Genomic DNA, 21,912 nt, shown 5'->3' with positions numbered 1-21,912 from the left:
ATTGGATAGCGGCACGACAGAGCAACCCGCCCACGTGCAGGGTTGTTCTTTTCGTTTATGGCCCAATATTCGTTTATTTGCGGCCGCCGATGAGTACGCTTGCTGCAGCTTGGGTAAATCTGCTCCAGGATGGATTGCTTTTGCAGTAGTTAAGCACTATAGACGTATACACATAAAGCGAGAGATCACTCGCTGCGAGCAGGAGGGGAACCGGGCTATGGCTGATGCACCGCGCACCAAGAAGAAACCGGTAAAGAAAAAAGCAAAGAAAAAATTTTCGGGCAAGAAGGCTGCAGTCTGGTTGTTTTTTACCGGCGCTGTCGCCATTATTTGCGGGATTATTGCATACTTGTTAGTTATTTTGAACGGAGAACGGATTCTCGCGGACAACCAGGATAAATTCGAGATGCCCGAGGCTTCGATCATTTATGATGCGAACGGCCAGGGAGTGACCAAGCTGTACAGGGAAAATCGCGAAAATGTGGAATTTGCCGAAATTCCCGAAATGATGAGAGATGCGTTCATTGCAACTGAGGACCGGCGTTTCGAAGAACATTCCGGTATCGATTTATGGTCAATCGGCCGGGCGCTGGTAAAGGACGTTGTATCACGCAGCGCGGCCGAGGGCGGAAGTACGATTACGCAGCAATTGGCCAAAAACCTGTTTTTAACGCAGGATAAAACGTTCTTCCGGAAAGCGACGGAGGCTTCGATTGCCGTTGCACTTGAGCATAAGAAAACAAAAGATGAAATATTAACGATGTATTTGAACCGTATCTTTTTTGGCAAAACCGCTTACGGCGTCAAGGCGGCTGCGAAGGTTTATTTCAACAAGCCGCTAGACAAGCTGGAGCTGTGGGAGATTGCGACCTTGGCCGGCATTCCGAAAGCGCCGAGCAATTATAATCCAATCAGCGATCCCGAGCGTTCCAAGGAGCGCCGGTCCGTCGTGCTCCAGTTGATGTATGATCAACACTATATCACCAAGGAACAGATGGATGAGGCAAATGCGAAAGTATATAATCCGAACACCGCGACGGCCAACAGCCAGAAATATCCCGCTTTTATTGATTTTGTGGTCAGTGAGGCAGAGGATAAATCAGGTTTGACCGAAGAGGAGCTGCGCCAGGGCGGTTATAAAATCTACACGACGCTCAACACGACTGCGCAATCCATTATGGAAAAAGAATTCGCAGATCCGGATAATTTCGAGAAAAGCGTGGATGATCAGCAGGTGCAGGGTGCGATGGTTATTGTCGATCACCGCAACGGGAACATTCAGGGTCTCGTCGGAGGCCGCGATTACGAGAAGAAAGGCTTGAACCGTGTTAATGTGCCGCGTCAGCCGGGGTCGGGCTTCAAGCCGATTACCGTCTATGGGCCGGCAATCGATTCTGGGGACTGGTTCCCGTGGTCGACTGTGCTGGATGAGAAGAAATGCTACGGCGATTACTGCCCGAGCGACTCCAATGGGAACAAATATATCGGACCGATCACCATCCGGCAGTCCATCAAGGAATCCCGCAACGCGTCTGCGGTATGGCTGCTCAATGAGATTGGCGTGAAGACAGGACTTGATTTTGCCGACAAGCTGGGCTTTCATCTCGACGAGGAGAAAGACCGCAATCTGGCGATTGGACTTGGCGGGCTCACGAATGGCGTGACGCCGCTTCAGATGGCGGCGGCATACAGCGCCTTTGCCAATGACGGCAAATCCGTTGATCCTCATACGGTGCAGAAGATTGTAGATACAAATGACGAGACCGTTTATGAGTACGATCCGCCTGCAGCGAAGCAGGTAATGAAGAAGGAAACCGCTTATTACATGACGGATATTATGCAGGGCGTCCTGGAGAAAGGCGGAACGGGAACAGGAGCCAGAATTGACCGTCCTGTTGCGGGCAAAACCGGAACAACACAGCATGGCATTCCCAATTACAGCTCCGGCTATAACCGCGATGCCTGGTTCTCCGGCTTTACTGCGGAATGGACGGCCATTGTATGGATGGGCTATGACAAAACGGACAAAGAGCATTTGCTGAAGCAAAGCAGCGGTCAATCAGCCGCTTTGTTCGCAAAAGTCATGGAGCCGGCAATGAAAGGGATGCCGGTAAACGACTTTAAGAAACCGCCGGATATTCAGGTAGATGAGCCGAAACCGCCGACAACCGTTCAGAACCTGAATGCGGTATACGATCCGGCAAGCGTAACGGTCACCTTATCCTGGGATGCGCTGGATGGCGCGGATAATACGTACCGTGTCTATCGCAAAGAAGCCAATGAGCCGCAGTTTACACGCTTAATGGATTCGCTGGTAGCGACCGGAATTGATGATATGAATGTTGCTCCGGGACTCTCCTATGAGTATTATGTGACGGCTTATAATGCCAAGGAAGAACTGGAGAGCGCCCCATCGGCAACGGTGAAGGTGGAGATACCGCCGGAGGAGCTGAATCCCCCGGTCACGGATGAACCGGTTCCTCCCCTTGATCCCAATGCGCCAACCGATCCCATAGATCCATCCAATCCGGGCAATGGCAATCCGGGTAATGGAGGTAATGGCAATGGCGGTATCGGCATCCCGGAAGATGGCACCGGCAGCAACGGCAATGGCGGCACCGGCGATCCGGGCAATGGCGATTCGGGCACCGGCAATCCGGGCAGCGATGGCGGTCCAGGGAATAACGGACCCGGCAACGGCAATCCAGGCAGCGGTAATCCGGAAATCCCTGGCAATGGCGGACAGAATCCGGATAATGGAACGATGAATCCAGGTATCGGGAACCCGCCTGACAGCAATGTGCCGGACGACGGCAGCGGAACGGAGGGGCAGCAAACATTTGACGGCTTAAATCTCGGGGGAAACGGGAATCAGGGCGCAGTTGAAGGGACGGACGGTATTATTCCTCCTGATGGAGGAGAGGACGTCACCGATCCAAACGCTGCAGGATAAATAGCAACCTTTACATTTCTGGTTTAGTAACACCGCATTGAGGCACAATAGTTCTATATAGAACCTATTGTTGAGCAACAGATGTTACCTCCCGCCATATAATAAGGGCAGGAAAGTCCCTTGCATATGCGGCTGCCTTGCTTAAACCAAAAATGAGTTATTTATCAAGTCTGCTGGAGATGGTTGAGAAGTTATGGTAAGCTTTTTTTGAAATATTATAAATGGTTGGTTTTTACACTTGACCTTTTATGATACTTCAGTTGGGAATTGACCGGCATACCGCTGCAAGGAGCGGGTGTTTGTTTCTTCTCAGAGCTGTCTATTCTTTTGCAGATGCCTAATTCTTTAAGTGATCCTAACGGAAAGGTCGTTCCGTATGAAACGAAAATTTTCTGACCGAGCCAACTGGCGCCGCATTCTCCGCAGAAGCTATACCAGCATGAATATGGACGGCGATGAGTTTAAAGGAATGGTGACGTTATACCGCATTCACGAATTGCGTGAGCCGCTGTGGAAAGAATATAACGGACGAAAGCTTTGTTTGGCAGACCGCGGATATCTATGGATGCAGCATTTTCCCCGCGGCGAGCATTTCGTCGTCACCACGATGTTTGATGACAAGAACCGTGTCGTTCAATGGTATATCGATATCTGCAAAACTCAGGGACTGACGGACCAGCAGGTTCCCTGGTTTGATGATTTGTATCTGGATGTTGTCGTTCTGCCCAGCGGAGAAGTTTTTCTGCTCGACGAGGACGAACTTGAAGAGGCTTTGCAGCAGGGAGTGGTTACGAATAAGGATGCCGCTCTCGCCCGCAAAACGGCCGGGAAGGTCCTGTCCACCATCCGGAGCGGACGATTCCGATATTTCACACTCAGCCTGAAGCACCGCAAAGCCCTCGTCATGCAGAGCGGCGAAGTGAGCGAGTCTTGAGAACCCAAGTTGTGAAGTCAAAGCCGCGCGCCAAAAAGCGATCCCGCAAAAAATTCCGCATGATCAGAATTATTTTGCGAATCGCTGTTTGGGTGGCGGCATTTGCTGCGTTCTGGTTCGGTTACTTGTTCTGGCTCATCAACAGCTATGAAATGCCAAAGCCGATTCCCAAAGCCGATGCTGCGATCGTGCTTGGAGCGGCGTTGTGGGATAATGTTCCGAGCCCTGGACTAAAGGAGCGGCTTGATTATGCGCTAACCTTGTACAAGCAGGGCATAACGAAGCAATTTATATTAACCGGCGGACATGACCATAACGGATCGACAATTACAGAAGCGGAAGGTATGAAAAACTACCTGGTCGCAAAAGGAGTCCCGGCTGGCCAGTTGATCCTTGAAAAGGATGCAAGAAGCACCTATGAGAATTTACTGTTCAGCAAACCGCTTGCCGAAGGGAAGGGCTGGGACAGCCTGCTCATCGTTACGCATGATTATCATTCTGCGAGGGCAGCTGACATTGCCAAATATGTCGGTTATCCTGATGCAGTTGTAGTGGGCTTCAAATCGCAGGTGCTTTCCGTCGCGAAGAACCAGTCGCGTGAATTGCTGGCATTCACCAAGTGGAAGCTGGATTCTCTGCTGCTGCGCTTCGGTCTTCAGTCTCCGGATACACTCTTCTAAACACCATTTAAACATCATTCCCGACCTTGTCTTTGGAAACTGTTAATATGGCTGGTTTCGCTAGAATACAATGGATCAAGCGGCGCATGCGAGCTTTAAGCGGTCCTTGTATCCTCTCGCACGCATGATGACCGATTATGTGGATGCGAAGGATGGGTGATCGTATAGATGAACGAACGTGTCGTATCTTCAGGGCAGTCCGGTGCTTCCAGGCCCTCAAGACAAATCAATGTCGTGCTGCGCGGCCAGGAGCCTAACGCGTCTGCAAGCTCCGCCCAGACGCTGGAGACGGAACCTGCCGCATCTGCTCTTAAAGCTATTCCTGCCAACGACCCGTACGCCGAGATTCAACGCGAGCTCGATCCTATGGTGGGACTTGAGAATGTCAAGCTGCTGGTTTATGAAATTTTTGCGCTGCTTCAAATCAGCAGAATGCGCTCGGATGTAGGCTTGTCCGGGGGATCGCATGTTTATCATATGATATTCAAAGGCAATCCCGGAACGGGAAAAACGACCATTGCCCGTATCATAGCCAAACTAATGAACAAAATGGGCGTGCTTACAAAAGGACATTTGATTGAAGTGGAGCGGGCTGATCTGGTTGGCGAATATATTGGCCACACGGCACAGAAAACGCGTGATCTCGTGCGGAAAGCTCTGGGCGGCGTGCTTTTTGTAGACGAGGCTTACAGTCTGGCCCGGGGCGGAGAAAAGGATTTTGGCAAGGAAGCTATCGATACACTTGTCAAAGCCATGGAGGATCACCGCAATCAGTTTGTGCTGATCCTGGCCGGTTACCCTCTGGAAATTGAGGATTTTCTGATGACCAATCCAGGCCTGCCATCACGTTTTCCAATACAAATTGATTTTCCTGATTATTCCATTGATCAGCTGATCCAAATCGCCGAGCTGATGGCTGCCCAGCGGGACTATACCTTGATGCCGCAATCGCTCTTCAAGCTGCGTCAGCACCTTATGCAGGAAAAGACGGCTTCCCTGTATTCGTTCAGCAATGCCCGTTATGTCCGCAATTCGATCGAGAAGGCTTTTCGTTATCAAGCGGTGAGATTGTTGAATCAATACCCGAGCGGTTCGCCAAGTAAAATGGAATTAATGGCTATCAGGCCCGAGGACTTGAAATGGGAACAGAAATAAAGGCCGGAAAGGGTAGGCGCTTGATATGAGACAAACAACATATGATACAGACAATGAGCTGCGCGACCGCGTCATACTTGTGAGTCTGGTTACTTCCGAGGTAAAGAGAGGGGACGCCGATCCCGAGCTGTCCCTTCAGGAGCTTGTGAGCCTGGCGGAGACGGCTGGAAGTGACGTGCTTTCCACCATGACGCAGAACAAGGAAACAAGAGACCCGAAGTGGTTTATCGGCAAAGGGAAAGTGGAGGAGCTCAGGGCTGTAGCAGAGGAGCTTGGGGCGACTACAGTGATTTTTGACCAGGAGCTGTCCGGGGCGCAGGTGAGAAACCTGGAAGCGGCGCTTGATCTGAAAATCATTGACCGTACCCAGCTGATTCTGGATATCTTCGCCCAGCGCGCCAAAACCCGCGAGGGAATTATCCAGGTAGAGCTTGCTCAGCTAAGCTATCTGCTGCCGCGTTTATCCGGGCAAGGCAAGAATCTGTCGCGTCTGGGCGGGGGGATTGGCACGAGAGGTCCCGGTGAAACGAAGCTGGAGACAGACCGCCGGCATATACGCGATCGCATCAATGATTTGAAGTCTGTGCTGGATGAGCTTGTCCGCCATCGGAACCTGCACCGGGAACGCCGCCGCAAGTCAGGTGTTCAGCAGGTTGCCTTGGTGGGCTACACCAATGCGGGAAAGTCCACGCTGCTTCGCGAATTGACCAAGGCGGATGTGTATGTGGAGGATCAGTTGTTTGCCACGCTTGATCCGACCTCGCGCAGCTTGGAGCTGCCAAGCGGCAAAGAAGTAGTGCTGACCGACACTGTCGGCTTTATTCAGAATCTGCCCCATGACCTGATCGCGGCCTTCCGGGCAACGCTTGAGGAGGTGCTCGAGGCGGATCTTGTGCTGCATGTCGTCGACAGCTCATCCCCCATGCGGGACGAACAGATGGCTGTGGTGGACAAGATTCTTACGGACCTGGGTGCAGCTGGAAAGCCGCAGCTGACGATTTTCAACAAAATTGACAAATACAACCGCGATGAATTGGGGATGCTGCCCACCAAGGGGCTGGATGCTCTGGAAATCAGCGCATTCTCTGCCGATGATCTGCTTCGTCTGCTCGAAGCCATCCAGGAGAATATGACGGGAGACACGCGGACATTTGTGCTTCCGGCGGAACGCGGCGATCTGATCGCTTTAGCTTACCGGACCGGAGAAGTTACGAAGCAGGAAGTGGACGGCGATTTGCTCAGACTGACTGTTGAATTAAATAAACAGGATTATGAAGTGCACGGGTACAAGCTGGAAGCCTATTCCGAACAGTAGAGGTTCTTCAAGAGCCTAACAGCACGGATATGATCAGGGGAGCGACAAAACAATTGGTTGAGCAGGAGAATAAGGACTGGAGAACACTTGAGCAGTGGGCGGATGCCGCCGAGGACCAAGCTGCTCCTGTGTTTCGCAGGATGGACAAAATTGCCGAGCGGAATCAATGGAAGGTCATTAAGGCCTTTCAAAAACACCGCGTAAGCGACTTTCATTTCAATGGATCTACAGGTTATGGCTATAATGACCGCGGACGTGAAGTGCTTGATCTGGTGTATGCCGATGTTTTCGGGGCAGAGGCGGCGCTGGTGCGTCCGCATTTTGTCTCAGGCACGCATACGATCAGCTGCGCCTTGTTCGGGCTTCTGCGGCCGGGTGACGAGCTGCTGTACATAACGGGAAGACCGTATGACACGCTGCATAAGGTGATCGGCAAACCGGGAGACGGGACGGGCTCTCTTCAGGATTTTGGAATCCGGTATGCGGAGGCTGATTTGACCGCAGATGGCTCCATTGACTGGGAACGGGTCACCGCAAGCATTTCCGGGAAAACCAAAGTAATCGGGATTCAACGCTCCCGCGGATACGAATGGCGTTCCTCCTTCACGGTGGCTGAAATAGCCGAGATGGTGAAACGGGTAAAAGCTATTAAGCCGGAGCTTCTCGTGTTTGTCGATAACTGCTATGGAGAATTTACGGAAGAACTGGAGCCTACGGAAGTTGGAGTGGATTTGCTTGCAGGCTCGCTGATCAAGAATCCGGGAGGCGGATTGGCTCCTACAGGCGGTTATGTGGCCGGAACGAAGGATGCGGTCGAGAAAACGGCTTACCGGTTGACAGCACCGGGAATCGGCGGGGAAGTCGGCGCTACACTCGGTACGCTGCGAGCGATGTTCCAGGGATTGTTTCTGGCGCCGCATCTGGTAGGACAAGCGTTGAGAGGCAGTGCGTTTGCGGCTGCCATGTTCGAGCGTATCGGCTTTGAGACCAATCCATCATGGGACGCCAGACGCACTGATCTCATTCAGGCGGTGCGTTTTACAAACACGGAACAGCTCATCGCATTCGTCCAGGGTATTCAGCGCGCTGCTGCGGTTGATTCCCATGTAGTTCCCGAGCCATGGGACATGCCGGGCTACGAATATCCCGTCATTATGGCAGCGGGAACGTTCATGCAGGGGGGAAGCTTAGAGCTGTCGGCAGATGCTCCGATTCGTGAGCCATTCATTGCTTACATGCAGGGCGGGCTTACGTATGCCCATGTCAAATACGGTGTTCTGAAGGCCTTGTCGACTCTTGCAGAACGAGAGTTAATTGTAATTAAACCTCACACATCTTGACAGATTTTTGGGAGAGGGTTACAATAGGGGCATATCTCGGATACTGGAAGGTTGATGTGACATGGCTGACGATATACGTAGAAATATGGCGCTTTTTCCAATCGGAATCGTCATGAAACTAACCGATCTGACTGCTCGGCAAATTCGTTATTACGAGCAGCATGAGCTGATTATTCCCGCACGTACGGGAGGCAACCAGCGGTTATTTTCGTTCAATGATGTGGAAAGGCTGCTGGAAATCAAATCACTCATTGAGAAGGGCGTCAATATTGCCGGTATCAAGCAGGTCATGAATCCCGTTTCCAAGGAATCGGAGGAAGCGACTGTCCTGAGTGAGCAATCTGAGGTGAAGCGTCGTGAATTGTCAGACGCACAGCTGCATCGTCTGCTGAAGCAGCAGCTGCTGGAGAAGAGACCGGGCAAAGCCTCCATGATTCAAGGCCAACTGTCTCGATTCTATAACAAAAAGTAAAATACGCACTACTATTCGAAGAGGAGATGATTGAGTGAGCTACACCAGAGAGGACATCCTGCGTGCGACCAAAGAAGAGAATGTTCGATTTATCCGACTGCAATTTACCGATCTTCTGGGAACGATCAAGAACGTGGAAATTCCTGTAAGCCAACTGGAAAAAGCCCTTGATAATAAAATGATGTTTGACGGTTCCTCCATTGAAGGTTATGTCCGTATTGAGGAATCCGATATGTACTTATACCCCGATCTGGATACTTGGGTAATTTTCCCATGGGTTGCTGAAGATCGGATTGCCCGATTAATCTGCGACATCTATATGCCTGACGGAACACCTTTCGCCGGAGATCCCCGCGGTATCCTGAAACGGGCGCTGAAAGAGGCTTCAGACTTGGGTTATTCCGCAATGAACGTTGGACCAGAGCCGGAGTTCTTCCTGTTCAAAACCGACGACAAAGGTGAACCTACCACCGAATTAAACGACCAGGGCGGATATTTCGACCTTGCACCGATGGATCTGGGCGAGAACTGCCGTCGCGAGATCGTACTTACTTTGGAAGAAATGGGCTTTGAAATTGAAGCTTCCCATCACGAAGTCGCGCCGGGCCAGCATGAGATTGATTTCAAATATGCCAATGCCATTAAAGCGGCTGACCAGATCCAAACGTTTAAACTCGTTGTTAAGACCATCGCCCGTCAGCATGGATTGCATGCTTCCTTCATGCCTAAACCGCTGTTTGGCGTAAATGGCTCGGGAATGCACTGCCACCAATCCCTGTTCAAAGGCAAGGAAAATGCGTTCTACGACGAGAACGACAGAGTCGGGTTAAGTCAGGATGCCCGTTATTACATGGCTGGTGTTCTCCGTCATGCCCGCGCATTCGCAGCTATCACGAACCCGACAGTCAATTCCTACAAACGGCTGGTTCCAGGCTATGAGGCGCCAAATTATGTAGCATGGTCCGCAAGCAACCGCAGTCCAATGATTCGTATTCCGGCGTCGCGAGGTCTCAGCACCCGTATTGAAGTGAGAAATCCGGATCCCGCTGCCAACCCTTATCTGGCACTGGCGGTTATGCTCAGAGCCGGTCTGGATGGTATCAAAAGCAAACTTCCGCTGCCTGCTCCAACCGATCGTAATGTCTATATTATGACGGAGGAAGAGCGTATCGATGAAGGTATTCAAAGCTTGCCTGAGAGCCTCAAGGAAGCGCTTGATGAAATGCTGCGCGATGACATTGTCTGTGACGCTCTTGGCGATCATGCACTTGCTCATTTCTTTGAACTGAAAGAAATTGAGTGGGACATGTACCGCACACAGGTTCACCAGTGGGAACGCGATCAATATTTGACTCTGTACTAAAACCGGACATCCCTTGGCGCTATTAGCGTTGAGGGATTTTTTTCTTTGGGGGTATATGGATAAATGACAGCTCACTCGGATAGCGCCCCCCATAGCGCCCCCCATAGCGCCCCCCATAGCGCCCCCCATAGCGCCCCCCATAGCGCCCCCAAAATACCTCTTGATAGTTTAATTCTCGAACAAATCCTGTTCACCTTCCGTTGGAACGAGGTGTAATAATATGCCGCTTGTCTGGTTAAGACTAATAACTCAAAGAAGTGCCTTCAGCATGAGAATATGAACAATTTCAGCAGGACGAGAAGGAGTTATCAATGTGGCAGAAAAAAGCATCCTTGCCTATTTCAAGAGTCCGGAGCAAGCGGAAAAAGCTTTGAAGCAGCTCCAGGCTCTTTCGATTGCAGATGGTTCGATAGAACGGATCGACGGGTATCCCGGAGATGGGATTAACCGCTCTGGAAACCCGGTTACCAGCAGTATTCCGGGACTTGGCTATTTGACTCTCGGAGAGGATGTTGGAGAGCCGGATGCAGGCATTCTGTCTGCAGCGAGTGTCAGCGCGAGCGGTTACAGTTCTGGAGGACCGGAGAACAGAGTGACGGGGTATGATATTTTATTGACTGTTGTCATTGAGGAGAAAGATTATGACAAAGCGTTGAAAATAGTCCAAAGCTCAGGTGCATTATAGCTTGCCCCTGATCTGCATTCCCCGCGAGCTTCGGCTGGCGGGTATTTGTTCGTTGATGTCATAATTAAATTGAAGCTTCTCGTCAATACTAAAGTACCATGGACGGGTCTGGGCGGTAAAAAATTAAAGTGTGCGGGGTGTATGAAATGGGGCAGGGCAATTGCGATGAGACTCCTTTAAAGGAACGGCTGAAACAGCATATCCACCTTATTGTCAATGAATCACAGCGTATTTTGGATAATATTGATGCTGAAAATCACTGTCTTCTGAGTGACTTTGATAATATTGGCAGAACTTTTAAAGAAGTTGAATCCCTGGCCGCTTCATTCTATCTGCAATGTTATTTATCCTCATTTACAACCAACTATTTGGATCTTTCCATATGCATTCAGAACCTTATGGAGCGCCGGCATGGTGCTTTGATTGTCATCGAGAGAAATGATAACCTGGATGCCATCATCCATTCCGGGGTTGCGCTTGTGGCCAAATTGAGCTATTCCCTGCTGGAGGCGATCTTTTATCCGGGAAATCCGCTGCATGACGGGGCCGTTCTCATCAAATCCGATCAAATTATTTCCGCCGCTAATGTCCTGCCTGTATCCAACGCATCGAATGTGGACAAGAAATTTGGAATGCGGCATCGCGCCGCGATCGGACTGACCGAAATAACAGATGCGCTTGTACTGGTTGTATCGGAAGAAAGCGGGGATGCGTCCTTTGTCTACAAGGGAAAACTCCATCCAATAAAGACAATTTTCATGCCAACGACGGTCTAAATGTATTTTTGAGTACTTTGAGGTAAACCTGAAGCTAGCCAATATGTAAAACAAAAAGAGACTGGCGAAGCCCTAAAGGCAACGCCAGTCTCTGCTTCATAAGAACTCGCTTAGTGAATATCGCGGAAAAGTCCGATAACTTTACCTAAAATCGTTACATTGCGAAGCCGTATCGGCTCCATTGTCGGATTCTCCGGCTGCAGCCGGATATGATCGCGTTCACGATAAAAGGTTTTCACCGTCGCTTCGTCATCCTCCGTCATCGCAACCACGATGTCACCGTTGATAGCGGATTGCTGCTGCCGCACAATGACATAATCGCCGTCCTGAATGCCTGCGTCAATCATGCTCTCTCCCATTACGTTAAGTATGAAGACATTATGATCGCCGACCTTGCTTGAAGGGAGAGGATAGTAATCCTCAATGTTCTCGGTAGCTGTAATTGGCACCCCTGCAGTAACCTTTCCCACAATGGGAACTTTGGTGATTGCGATTGGAAAAGGAATCTCATTGTCCGCTTGATCCAATATCTCAATCGCTCTCGGTTTCGTCGGGTCACGGCGGATTAAGCCTTTCTTCTCCAGACGGTCCAAATGTCCGTGAACGGTTGAACTGGAAGCAAGACCTACAGCTTCACCGATTTCCCGGACGGATGGGGGATATCCCTTCTCCCGCACCTCCGTCTTGATGAATTCCAGAATCGCCTGTTGGCGGTTCGATAGTTTCGACACCAGAATCACTCCAAAGGTTCATTTGTGTCAAATTATAACACAGAACCGGAGTTCGTACAAACATAAGTTCGAGAAACAAGAGTTCGTATTTTATGGGGAACAAATGTTCCGAAAGCAGTTGACTGCAAACGGGTGGTCGTGTTAATATCGGTTTATCGAAAACAGAACAAACGTTTGGGGTGCTGGGAAATGATGATAACAATATCTTCTTACTCTTCTATGAATTCAGAGAATAAAGCTGATAAAGGTTACATGAAATCTGCATCAGCTAAAAGTAGGCCAAAGAAGCTGGTGATGCGGTTGATAGCGGCAATATTGTTTTTCTCCCTCTTATTCGTTGGTTTTTCTATAATGCAGGGAAGTGCAACGAGCGAGCATCCTGCGGAGCCCGCTGCGGGCGAGAAAGTTATCTCGATCAGTGAGGGCCAGACACTTTGGGAAATAGCAGGGGATCTGCGTAAGGAAGGCGAAGATATTCGGCGAATCATCTATGACTTGAAGGAACGGAACAACCTGACTTCCAGCACACTTATGGCCGGACAAACATTGATTATACCAGCGGACTGATGCAGTCCGCTTTTTTTATTTCCATCTACAGGACAAAGGGCGTATTTTCTTGACAATAGAGGATTAAAAATGTCAAAGTAAAGGGTGAATGTTTACAGCATCATGAGAGGAGCGTATCGGTTTGGAAGAGCTTATTGCACGGATTAATGAGTTGTCACGAAAAAATAAAGCAGTCGGATTAACTCCGGAGGAAACAATCGAGCGCGATGCTCTGCGTCAGAAATATCTGGAGAACTTCAAGCAAAATTTCAAGAATCAAATCGAAACGATTAAATTTGTGGAAGATGAGGAAGAAAGCGGCGGCAAGCATTAAAACTGCTTGCGGCAAGCCGGGTTTCACCAAATAATAAGCAGGGTGGGGTTATAACGATGCAAATCAAGCTGCTTGGACGCAGTGGACTTGCCGTTTCGGAGCTTTGTTTAGGGACGATGAGTTTTGGAAATACAACAAGTCAAGGCGATTCCATTCGCATGATCCATCAGTTTATGGAGCAGGGCGGCAATTTTCTGGATACGGCGAATGTCTATGTTTCCGGCCGATCGGAGGAGATCGTAGGCGAAGCGATCAAGGATTTTCGCTCAGAGGTTGTGCTGGCAACAAAAGTGCGGATGAATACCGCTGACCATCCCAACGGGGCGGGCGTCTCGCGCAAGCATATTATGCAAAGCGTCGAAGAAAGCCTGCAGCGTCTGCAGACTGACTATATCGATTTGTATCAGGTTCATGTATGGGATCATCTGACACCTATAGATGAGACGCTTCGCGCTCTCGACGATCTGGTCACTTCAGGCAAGGTCCGTTATATCGGATGCTCCAATTTTTTTGCCTGGCAGCTGATGAAATCCCTTGCCGTCAGCGATGCCAACCGCTATGTCCGGTTTATTTCCATTCAACCGCAGTATAGTCTGGTCAGCCGTGAGATGGATCGGGAAATGATGTCGCTTTGTCTGGAGGAGAATGTCGGCGTTATTCCCTGGGCTCCGCTTGGTGGAGGATTTCTGACGGGACGTTATTCCAGGGAAGAGCCTACATCGGGAAAATTGACGTCAAAGGTTGGAGAAAGTTCATGGGGTCTGCGCGCAACGGAACGTAACTTTGCCATTCTGGATGCCGTCCAGGCAGCCGCTCATGAACTGGACAAGACACCTGCACAAATCGCACTCGCCTGGCTGCTGCAAAGAAAAGGAATCACATCGCCGATATTCGGAGCCAGCACATTGGAACAGTTCTCCGAAAATATGGGAGCTGTGGGCTGGACAATGCCAAGTGAAATATGGAATCGGCTGGATGAAGTTAGCTCGCTTCCTTCCGAGTATCCGAATCGTTTCATCGCCAAATTCGCCCGGCCTTTTTAACTCTTTTTCAAAAGAATGAGAGTGGATTATACAAAGTCTTGTGATTGGGGGGCGCAATGAAGGTTAAACGAATTGTCGCCAACATAGATACCAGGAATATTGCAGCTGCCCAAAGCTTTTACCAGGATGTTCTCGGCCTCGATTTGTTGATGGATCATGGATGGATTGGAACCTATGGTTCTGATGAGCTAATGGGCATTCAAATTAGTTTCGCCCAGCACGGGGGTTCCAACACGCCTACGCCTAATTTGTCCATTGAGGTCGATGATGTCGATGCTGCATTCGAACGCATGAACACAGCCGGATTTACGATCGAGTATGGTCCGACTGATGAGCCTTGGGGCGTACGTCGTTTCTATGTCCGCGATCCGTTCGGCCAACTTGTTAACATTCTTGCTCATATTTAATTTGATGCATGTCATTCATTCAGGCAAATGGATGGAACAGGAATGGCACAAATACACGCAGCAGACAGGTGTAAAATTCAAGAAATTGCTTACGATGCAAGTTTTGCTTCGCAAAACTTTTAGGAGGAACGTAATTGTCAAGATCCTGGGAACGAAAGGTTCAGAAGAACCAGAGTCAACTTAACAAACAGCGCAAGAAGCAGGGCATGGCGCCTCTGATGGCAAGCAAGACAGCAAGCAGCCCGATTGATACATATAAAGGGCGCAGTCTTCTAATGCCCGCCTTTCTTCTGGTCTTCACGGCAGTCTACGCCTCGATCAGCATTGCACAGGGCACTTACAAGGATTCCGGAAACATGTTCTGGATCACGATCGGCTGTTATATCTTTCTGGCGCTGCTGTTTATATTGAGGCGTCCTTATTTGGCAATCGGAAAAGACTATGTTCGATCGCGGCGCTTTGCCGGTGACCGCACGCTTTACTTAAGCTCAATCAAAGGAATCAGCGTACAGAAGGGCTCTGTTATTATCGAGCAGCCCAAAGGCGGAAGCTGGGTATTCTCGCGATTATTCAACCGTTATCCGACGGATGAAATGACCGAACGGCTCCGGACCTTTGCAGCAGCCAACAATATTCCGTTTGCGGAGAAATAAAGAACTGGAGTGGGGAAATTCGTCATGGGCAAAAAAGCGGTACTATTTGATTTGGATGATACGCTGTTATGGGATGACCGGAGTGTAAGCGAAGCTTTCACAGCTACTTGTCAGGCGGCGGCGGATAAGACTGGCGTCAACCTACAGGATTTGGAGGAAGCTGTCCGGCGCGAAGCCCGGGCTTTGTACGAATCCTATGACACCTATGCCTTTACAAAAATGATCGGGATCAATCCCTTTGAGGGATTGTGGGCGAATTTTCTTGAAGGCGAGCAGGAGGAGTTCAGAAAGCTGCAGCAGCTGGCTCCCGCTTACCGGCGTGAAGCGTGGACTCGAGGGTTGAAGGCTCTGGGAATCCTTGATGAGCAGCTGGGAGCTGAGCTTGCGGAGATGTTTCCCGCAGAGCGCCGCAAACGCCCGCTGATCTATGAAGAAACCTTCCGCGTGCTGGATAAGCTCAAAGGCCAATACAAGCTGCTGCTGCTCACCAATGGCTCTCCTGATTTGCAGCGGGAGAAGCTGGCAGGCGTACCGGAGCTTGCGCCTTATTTTGATCATATCATCATTTCCGGAGAATTTGGTCAGGGGAAGCCGGCTGCGCCGATTTTTCAGCATTCACTTGAATTGTTGGGGATTGAACCGGCGGATGGAATCATGGTGGGCGACAAGCTGACCACGGACATACTCGGTGCGAATACGGTTGGCATGACCTCGGTATGGATCAACCGCCATGGCGTGAAACGCAGCGACGACATTATTCCTTCACATGAGATCAAACATCTGGAGGAACTGCTGCCTCTGCTTGTATAAAGATTTTGGAATCATAAAGACCCGCTTTCCTGTGATACACATTCAAGCGTGTATCCCTGGAAGCGGGTCTATTTATATGACTATGAGTGGTCAGGGCATTAAGCCTTCTGGAAGGATTCATCGGCGAACGGATGGGCAATCCAGCCCTCGGTCTCAATAAAGAGGCGCACGGCAACAATCTGGCGGTTATCCATCAAGGTGAAAAAATGCGGTTTATGTTCGGGAACGGAAATAACGTCTCCCGCTTCGAGTTCAACATCGAAATAGCCGACATCGTCGCTGCCCTTGATGATGAAGATGCCGCGCCCGGCCGTGATAGCCCGTACTTCATCTTCCGTATGGGTGTGAACCTGCTCGAATTTCTTCAGCAGTTCGTCGAGGTTGGGTGTCGCATCCGAGAGTGCGATAATGTCCCAGGTCCGGTAGCCGCGGCGGGCAGCCAGATCGTTGATTTCTTCATCGAAAGTGGATAGAATCTGCTGTTTCTCCTGATCTGTCAGAATGAATTTCTGATGTAACTCGGCAGGCAGTTTCCCCGGATTCCAGTGTTCATACAAGACTTCTTGTTTTTCCAAAAATTCACGGACGTTTGCTTCGCCCGATATACGCTCTTCTGTGTTGCGGATACGAATTTCAGCCATGTTGTAATCCCTCTTTCCTATAGATGCTAATTCCGATCAGATTAATTATAAAACAAAACGCCAAGACTGTCGACAACACCTTTTCAGCAGGTTGTGAATCTGATAAACTAAAGGTTAATGATTTTTCGCTGCGCCTTCGCTTTGCTATTGCTTGGGAAGGTCTGCAGTTGCGGAAGGGAAGTGCATCGATGACAAAACCAACTATACAACAAATGCTGCAAAAACGCATTCTCATTCTCGACGGTGCAATGGGAACGATGATTCAGCAGGAAGATCTGGGTCCAGAGGATTTCGGGGGCGAAGAGCTGGACGGCTGTAATGAAATGCTCGTTCTGACTCGTCCGGATGTAATCCTTTCCATACACGAGGCATATCTGGAAGCAGGAGCCGACATTCTGGAGACGAATACTTTCGGCGCAACGGGAGTGGTTCTGGCCGAATATGATATTCCGGAGAAATCGCGGGAAATCAATCTGGCTGCTGCAGCCATAGCGCGTCAAGCGGCAGACAAGTTTTCCACGCCGGAAAGGCCGCGTTTTGTTGCCGGAGCCATGGGGCCTACGACGAAGACGCTTTCTGTCACAGGCGGGGTGACCTTCGATGGCCTGGTGGACACTTATTACGAACAGGCAGTAGCCCTTATCGAGGGTAAAGTAGACGCTCTTCTGCTTGAAACCTCACAGGATACATTGAACGTAAAGGCAGGAACAATCGGCATCAGCAAGGCGTTTGAAACCACAGGCATCACGCTGCCGATTATGATTTCCGGGACGATTGAGCCCATGGGGACGACGCTTGCTGGACAAAATATTGAATCCTTCTATATATCTCTGGAGCATTTGAATCCGATTTCGATCGGGCTGAACTGCGCGACAGGTCCGGAATTTATGCGCGATCATATCCGTTCGCTGTCGGAGATCTCACGCTCTGCGGTAAGCTGTTACCCTAATGCGGGACTCCCTGATGAGAACGGCCTGTATCACGAATCGCCAACCTCGCTGGCAGGGAAGATCGCTGCTTTTGCCGAGCAGGGCTGGCTTAATATCGCTGGCGGCTGCTGCGGAACCACGCCTGCGCATATCAAGGCGCTGGCGGAGACGCTTGCCAATTATACGCCGCGCCAGCAGATGGGCAATCATCCTGCTGCCTTGTCCGGCATTGAGACGGTCTTTGTTGAAGAAGACAACCGCCCGATTATGATTGGGGAGCGGACGAACATTTCCGGCTCGCGCAAATTCAAACGGCTGATCAAGGAAGCCAAGTTTGAAGAAGCGTCGGAGGTTGCACGGGCTCAGGTGAAAGGAGGAGCGCATGTCATTGACATCAATCTCCAGGACACGGATATCGATGAGGCCTACGCGGTCAACATGTTCCTGCCGGAGGTGGTCAAGAAAGTCAAGGTTCCGCTTATGCTTGACTCCACCTATGATCATATTATCGAGCTTGGGCTCAAGTATTCCCAGGGTAAAGCGATCATTAACTCCATTAACCTGGAGGACGGCGAGACCAAGTTTGAAAAAATCCTGCCGCTGATTCACCGTTACGGCGCATCGGTCGTCTGTATATTAATAGATGAGCGCGGACAAGCCGTATCCCGCGAAGCCAAGATGGAGGTGGCGGCACGCTCCTACGACCTGCTGGTCAACAAATACGGGATGAACCCTGAGGATATTATTTTTGATCCGAATATGTTCCCTGTTGGTTCCGGTGATCCGCAGTATATCGGTTCCGCAGTGGAGACCCTTGAAGGGATCAAAATGATCAAGGAGAAATTCCCCAAAGCCAAGACTATTCTGGGCTTGAGCAATATTTCCTTTGGTCTTCCCGATGCGGGCCGCGAGGTGCTCAACTCTGTTTATCTGTATCATTCCACCAAAGCGGGCCTGGACTACGCCATTGTGAACACAGAGAAGCTGGAGCGCTACGCGTCCATTCCGGAAGAAGAGCGCCGATTGGCGGAGGAATTGATTTATAATACGAACGATGATACATTAGCCCAATTTGTGGCTGCTTTCCGCAACAAGAAGGTGGAAAAGAAAGAAAAATTGTCGAGCTTGCCTCTTGAGGAGCGATTGGGCTCGTATGTGGTGGAGGGAACGAAGGAAGGGCTGATTCCTGATCTGGATGAGGCGCTGAGCAAATATTCGCCGCTTGAAGTGATCAACGGTCCTCTGATGAAAGGGATGGAAGAGGTTGGGCGGCTGTTCAACAACAATGAGCTCATTGTGGCCGAAGTGCTGCAAAGCGCCGAAGTGATGAAAGCCTCGGTTGCCCATCTGGAGCCGCATATGGAGAAGAATGAAACGGCAGTCAAGGGCAAGATCATTTTGGCTACTGTTAAAGGCGACGTCCACGATATCGGGAAGAATCTGGTTGAGATCATTTTGTCCAATAACGGGTACAAAATCATAAACCTGGGCATCAAGGTGCCGCCGGAGAAGCTGATCGAAGCTTACCGCAATGAAAAAGCGGATGCCATCGGATTATCCGGCCTGCTCGTCAAGTCCGCCCAGCAGATGGTGATTACCGCGCAGGATATGCGTAATGCCGGTATTGATGCCCCGATCCTTGTCGGAGGCGCGGCATTGACCCGCAAGTTCACAAGAACGCGGATCAGCCCGGAATATGACGGACTCGTGCTGTATGCGAAGGATGCCATGGATGGTCTGGACATCGCCAATAAATTGATGAATCCGGAATTCAGGCAGGCTTATGAGGACGATCTCGCCGCGTTCAAGGCAGCCGGAAGCGTTGAGGAAGAAGTCAAGAAGCCGCTGCCGGAGCTTACGCGGGCAACCCGCTCCAACGTGTCGACAGACAAACCGGTCTTCATTCCGCCGGATCTGGATCGTCATGTGCTGCGTAATGTCCCGATTCCGCAGATTGTTCCTTATGTCAACATGCAGATGCTGCTGGGCCATCATCTGGGCCTCAAGGGAAGTGTAGAGCAACTGCTGGCGGAGAAGAACAGCAAAGCGGTCCAGCTGAAGGAAACGGTCGATTCCATTCTGATGGAAGCCGCCGCAAAAGGGACTCTTCATGCCCATGGCATGTACCGGTTCTTCCCGGCACAGTCGTCCGGCAACGATATTATTATCTATGACCCTGCGGAGCCTGGCCGTGAAATCAAACGCTTCTCTTTCCCGCGCCAGCAGGTGGCGCCGTTTCTCTGTCTGGCGGATTTCCTGAAATCGGTGGACAGCGGTATTATGGATTATGTCGGCTTCCTCGTCGTGACCGCCGGTGAAGGGGTGCGCGAATTGGCCGGTCAGCTCAAGGACAACGGCGATTATCTGCGTTCCCATGCTTACCAATCCGTTGCGCTTGAAGTGGCGGAGGGGCTTGCCGAGCGCGTACATCATATGATGCGCGATACATGGGGCTTCCCGGATCCGCATGATTTCACGATGAAGCAGCGCCATGGGGCGCGTTACCAAGGGATTCGTGTTTCGTTCGGCTACCCGGCATGCCCGAACCTGGAGGACCAGGAGCCGCTGTTCGACCTGATGAAACCGCAGGATATAGGGGTCGAGTTGACGGAAGGCTTTATGATGGAGCCGGAGGCGTCCGTTTCCGCCATGGTATTCGCTCATCCGGAAGCGCAGTATTTTAACGTCGAAAAGCTGTAAATCGTAATGTATGAAAGCTGGATATGATTGGATACTGCTCTGCCGAAAGTCTCATTACGAAGCGAAATGCGAATGAGTCGCATCTGGTCATAGCAGTATCCCCGGCTTCCCAAGAAATACCCTTGGCAGAACGGTATTATACCGGTCCTGCTAAGGGTATTGTTAAACTTATAGGATTTATATCTTCACGAACCAAATAAATTTTCTGTAAGTTCAATTGGGAAGGAACTTGCTTCAGCCGTGAAATGGACGGGGGCAGTTTCTTCTTGCCAGAGGACTAGGAGGTAAGCAGCTATGCAGATCGTATTTCTGGGAACAAGCGCAGGAAGACCGACCAAGGCACGCAATGTCACATCGATAGCGCTCAAGCTGCCTGAACCTTCAAACGGGTTTTGGCTCATTGATTGCGGAGAAGGCACCCAGCACCGTTTGCTTGGGAGCAAGCTCAAGCTCAACCGACTGGAGCGTATTCTGATTACCCATCTGCATGGGGATCATATCTACGGGCTGCCCGGACTTCTTACCAGCCGTTCCTATTTTGATGGGGCGGGGCCGTTGCAAATCTATGGGCCGAGCGGGCTGCGCGCATATCTGGAGAGTGTCTTCGAGCATAGCGGCGTTCATCTTGAATATGAGCTGGACATCATTGAGATAGCTGAGGCAGGGCTGGTAGCGGAGGATGAAAGGTTCTCGGTCGAAACGGAAGAGCTGGAGCATCGTCTCCCTTCTTACGGTTACCGTATAACGGAGCTGGCACAGCAGGGGCATCTGGATATCGCGAAATTGACTCAATTGGGCGTTCCTCCCGGTCCCCTGTACGGAAGACTCAAGAATGGTGAGGATATTACGCTTGAGAACGGAGAAGTGATCCGCTCCTCGGATGTGGTCGGCGCGAGTCTCCCTGGAAGAATCATCACGATACTTGGGGACACGCGGCCTTGTGAAAATGCGGTACATCTGGCAGAAGGGGCTGACCTGCTCGTGCATGAAGCCACATTCGCAGCTGGAATGGAAGAGAAGGCTGCGGCTTATGGACATTCTACAGTGGTTCAGGCCGCACAGATCGCTTCCCGGGCAGGGGCCAGGAAGCTGGTGCTGACTCATTTCAGCTCCCGCTTCGACGACGAGGCTGTCGAAGGGCTGATTGCCGACGCCCAGTCGATATTTCCAGCCTCCGCTGCCGCTTACGACTATCTGGAAATTCTTGTGCCAAGACCTGATACGAATGGCCGGCAAGCATAAAAATTTCCTGGTTCCGGCATTCCATAGAGCCGCCCTTCAACCCCGCTCAGGGATAGGGCGGTTCTTTGTCATTTGCGATTGCGGACCGAACATGCATTCTGTACAATATAAGAGATGGCATGAATTACGTTCTGCGAAGACCGAGTAAATCTTTATCATACTAATAAGGAATGTCCGTTTAATATTACATTTCATAGATTCAT

General features: G+C 50.6%; 20 protein-coding genes. 18 read left to right on the top strand and 2 right to left on the bottom strand.

The window, feature by feature from the left end; genetic code table 11:
- Nucleotides 1-217 precede the first annotated feature (217 nt).
- The 10 genes from AC0YOA_RS14570 to cdaS all read left to right on the top strand — a co-directional run bounded on the left by AC0YOA_RS14570 (nt 218) and on the right by cdaS (nt 11,673).
- Nucleotides 218-2,953 (top strand): PBP1A family penicillin-binding protein, encoded by a 2,736-nt coding sequence (locus AC0YOA_RS14570; protein ID WP_475787189.1) that lies wholly within the window; start codon nt 218-220, stop codon nt 2,951-2,953.
- Between the two features lie 376 nt (nt 2,954-3,329).
- Complete coding sequence (locus AC0YOA_RS14565) at nt 3,330-3,887, top strand: ribonuclease FAU-1 family protein (RefSeq protein ID WP_210040522.1); 558 nt, start codon at nt 3,330-3,332, stop codon at nt 3,885-3,887.
- Nucleotides 3,884-4,567: a YdcF family protein gene (locus tag AC0YOA_RS14560; RefSeq protein ID WP_475787188.1), complete on the top strand. Its 684-nt coding sequence runs from the start codon at nt 3,884-3,886 to the stop codon at nt 4,565-4,567. The genes AC0YOA_RS14565 and AC0YOA_RS14560 overlap by 4 nt, the downstream gene beginning before the upstream one ends.
- Nucleotides 4,568-4,735: 168 nt before the next feature.
- The gene (locus AC0YOA_RS14555; protein ID WP_210040524.1) at nt 4,736-5,722 is read left to right on the top strand and encodes an AAA family ATPase; all 987 of its coding nucleotides are present in this window, start codon (nt 4,736-4,738) and stop codon (nt 5,720-5,722) included.
- Nucleotides 5,723-5,747: 25 nt separating this feature from the next.
- Nucleotides 5,748-7,037: a GTPase HflX gene (hflX, locus tag AC0YOA_RS14550; protein WP_475787187.1), complete on the top strand. Its 1,290-nt coding sequence runs from the start codon at nt 5,748-5,750 to the stop codon at nt 7,035-7,037.
- Between the two features lie 29 nt (nt 7,038-7,066).
- Nucleotides 7,067-8,377, top strand: coding sequence for a methionine gamma-lyase family protein (locus tag AC0YOA_RS14545; RefSeq protein ID WP_475787186.1), 1,311 nt, complete (start codon nt 7,067-7,069; stop codon nt 8,375-8,377).
- A 61-nt stretch (nt 8,378-8,438) separates the two neighbouring features.
- Nucleotides 8,439-8,849: a MerR family transcriptional regulator gene (locus AC0YOA_RS14540; RefSeq protein WP_210040531.1), complete on the top strand. Its 411-nt coding sequence runs from the start codon at nt 8,439-8,441 to the stop codon at nt 8,847-8,849.
- A gap of 34 nt (nt 8,850-8,883) precedes the next feature.
- Nucleotides 8,884-10,212 carry a type I glutamate--ammonia ligase gene (gene glnA, locus AC0YOA_RS14535; protein WP_475787185.1) on the top strand — a complete coding sequence of 443 codons (1,329 nt, stop codon included), beginning with the start codon at nt 8,884-8,886 and terminating at the stop codon, nt 10,210-10,212.
- A gap of 313 nt (nt 10,213-10,525) precedes the next feature.
- The gene (locus tag AC0YOA_RS14530) at nt 10,526-10,897 is read left to right on the top strand and encodes a hypothetical protein (protein WP_475787184.1); all 372 of its coding nucleotides are present in this window, start codon (nt 10,526-10,528) and stop codon (nt 10,895-10,897) included.
- A 146-nt stretch (nt 10,898-11,043) separates the two neighbouring features.
- Nucleotides 11,044-11,673: a sporulation-specific diadenylate cyclase CdaS gene (gene cdaS / locus AC0YOA_RS14525; protein WP_475787183.1), complete on the top strand. Its 630-nt coding sequence runs from the start codon at nt 11,044-11,046 to the stop codon at nt 11,671-11,673.
- Between the two features lie 110 nt (nt 11,674-11,783).
- On the opposite strand, the gene lexA is transcribed toward cdaS, so the two are convergent.
- The gene (gene lexA / locus AC0YOA_RS14520) at nt 11,784-12,404 is read right to left on the bottom strand and encodes a transcriptional repressor LexA (RefSeq protein ID WP_210040539.1); all 621 of its coding nucleotides are present in this window, start codon (nt 12,402-12,404) and stop codon (nt 11,784-11,786) included.
- 189 nt (nt 12,405-12,593) lie between these two features.
- Between lexA and AC0YOA_RS14515 the strand changes: the two genes are divergently transcribed.
- The 6 genes from AC0YOA_RS14515 (at nt 12,594) to AC0YOA_RS14490 (ending at nt 16,197) form a co-directional block, all read left to right on the top strand.
- The gene (locus tag AC0YOA_RS14515) at nt 12,594-12,971 is read left to right on the top strand and encodes a LysM peptidoglycan-binding domain-containing protein (protein ID WP_475787182.1); all 378 of its coding nucleotides are present in this window, start codon (nt 12,594-12,596) and stop codon (nt 12,969-12,971) included.
- Nucleotides 12,972-13,092: 121 nt separating this feature from the next.
- On the top strand, nt 13,093-13,284 hold the full coding sequence (locus AC0YOA_RS14510; RefSeq protein ID WP_475770590.1) for a DUF896 domain-containing protein: 192 nt from the start codon (nt 13,093-13,095) through the stop codon (nt 13,282-13,284).
- A 56-nt stretch (nt 13,285-13,340) separates the two neighbouring features.
- On the top strand, nt 13,341-14,327 hold the full coding sequence (locus tag AC0YOA_RS14505; RefSeq protein ID WP_475787181.1) for an aldo/keto reductase: 987 nt from the start codon (nt 13,341-13,343) through the stop codon (nt 14,325-14,327).
- Between the two features lie 56 nt (nt 14,328-14,383).
- Complete coding sequence (locus tag AC0YOA_RS14500; RefSeq protein WP_475787180.1) at nt 14,384-14,734, top strand: VOC family protein; 351 nt, start codon at nt 14,384-14,386, stop codon at nt 14,732-14,734.
- A 134-nt stretch (nt 14,735-14,868) separates the two neighbouring features.
- Nucleotides 14,869-15,387, top strand: coding sequence for a hypothetical protein (locus tag AC0YOA_RS14495; protein WP_475787179.1), 519 nt, complete (start codon nt 14,869-14,871; stop codon nt 15,385-15,387).
- A 24-nt stretch (nt 15,388-15,411) separates the two neighbouring features.
- On the top strand, nt 15,412-16,197 hold the full coding sequence (locus AC0YOA_RS14490; protein ID WP_475787178.1) for an HAD family hydrolase: 786 nt from the start codon (nt 15,412-15,414) through the stop codon (nt 16,195-16,197).
- A 98-nt stretch (nt 16,198-16,295) separates the two neighbouring features.
- Here the strand turns inward: AC0YOA_RS14490 and AC0YOA_RS14485 are convergent, their stop codons facing one another.
- The gene (locus tag AC0YOA_RS14485) at nt 16,296-16,838 is read right to left on the bottom strand and encodes a 1,2-dihydroxy-3-keto-5-methylthiopentene dioxygenase (protein WP_475787177.1); all 543 of its coding nucleotides are present in this window, start codon (nt 16,836-16,838) and stop codon (nt 16,296-16,298) included.
- Nucleotides 16,839-17,026: 188 nt separating this feature from the next.
- Between AC0YOA_RS14485 and metH the strand changes: the two genes are divergently transcribed.
- Nucleotides 17,027-20,467: a methionine synthase gene (gene metH / locus AC0YOA_RS14480; RefSeq protein ID WP_475787176.1), complete on the top strand. Its 3,441-nt coding sequence runs from the start codon at nt 17,027-17,029 to the stop codon at nt 20,465-20,467.
- A gap of 294 nt (nt 20,468-20,761) precedes the next feature.
- On the top strand, nt 20,762-21,709 hold the full coding sequence (gene rnz / locus AC0YOA_RS14475; protein ID WP_475787175.1) for a ribonuclease Z: 948 nt from the start codon (nt 20,762-20,764) through the stop codon (nt 21,707-21,709).
- The last annotated feature ends 203 nt before the right edge of the window (nt 21,710-21,912 follow it).

The sequence above is a fragment of the Paenibacillus sp. JT22N12 genome (assembly GCF_056269365.1).
The sequence above is the reverse complement of the archived record's forward strand: the minus strand, read 5'-3'. Positions and strand labels throughout refer to the sequence as shown.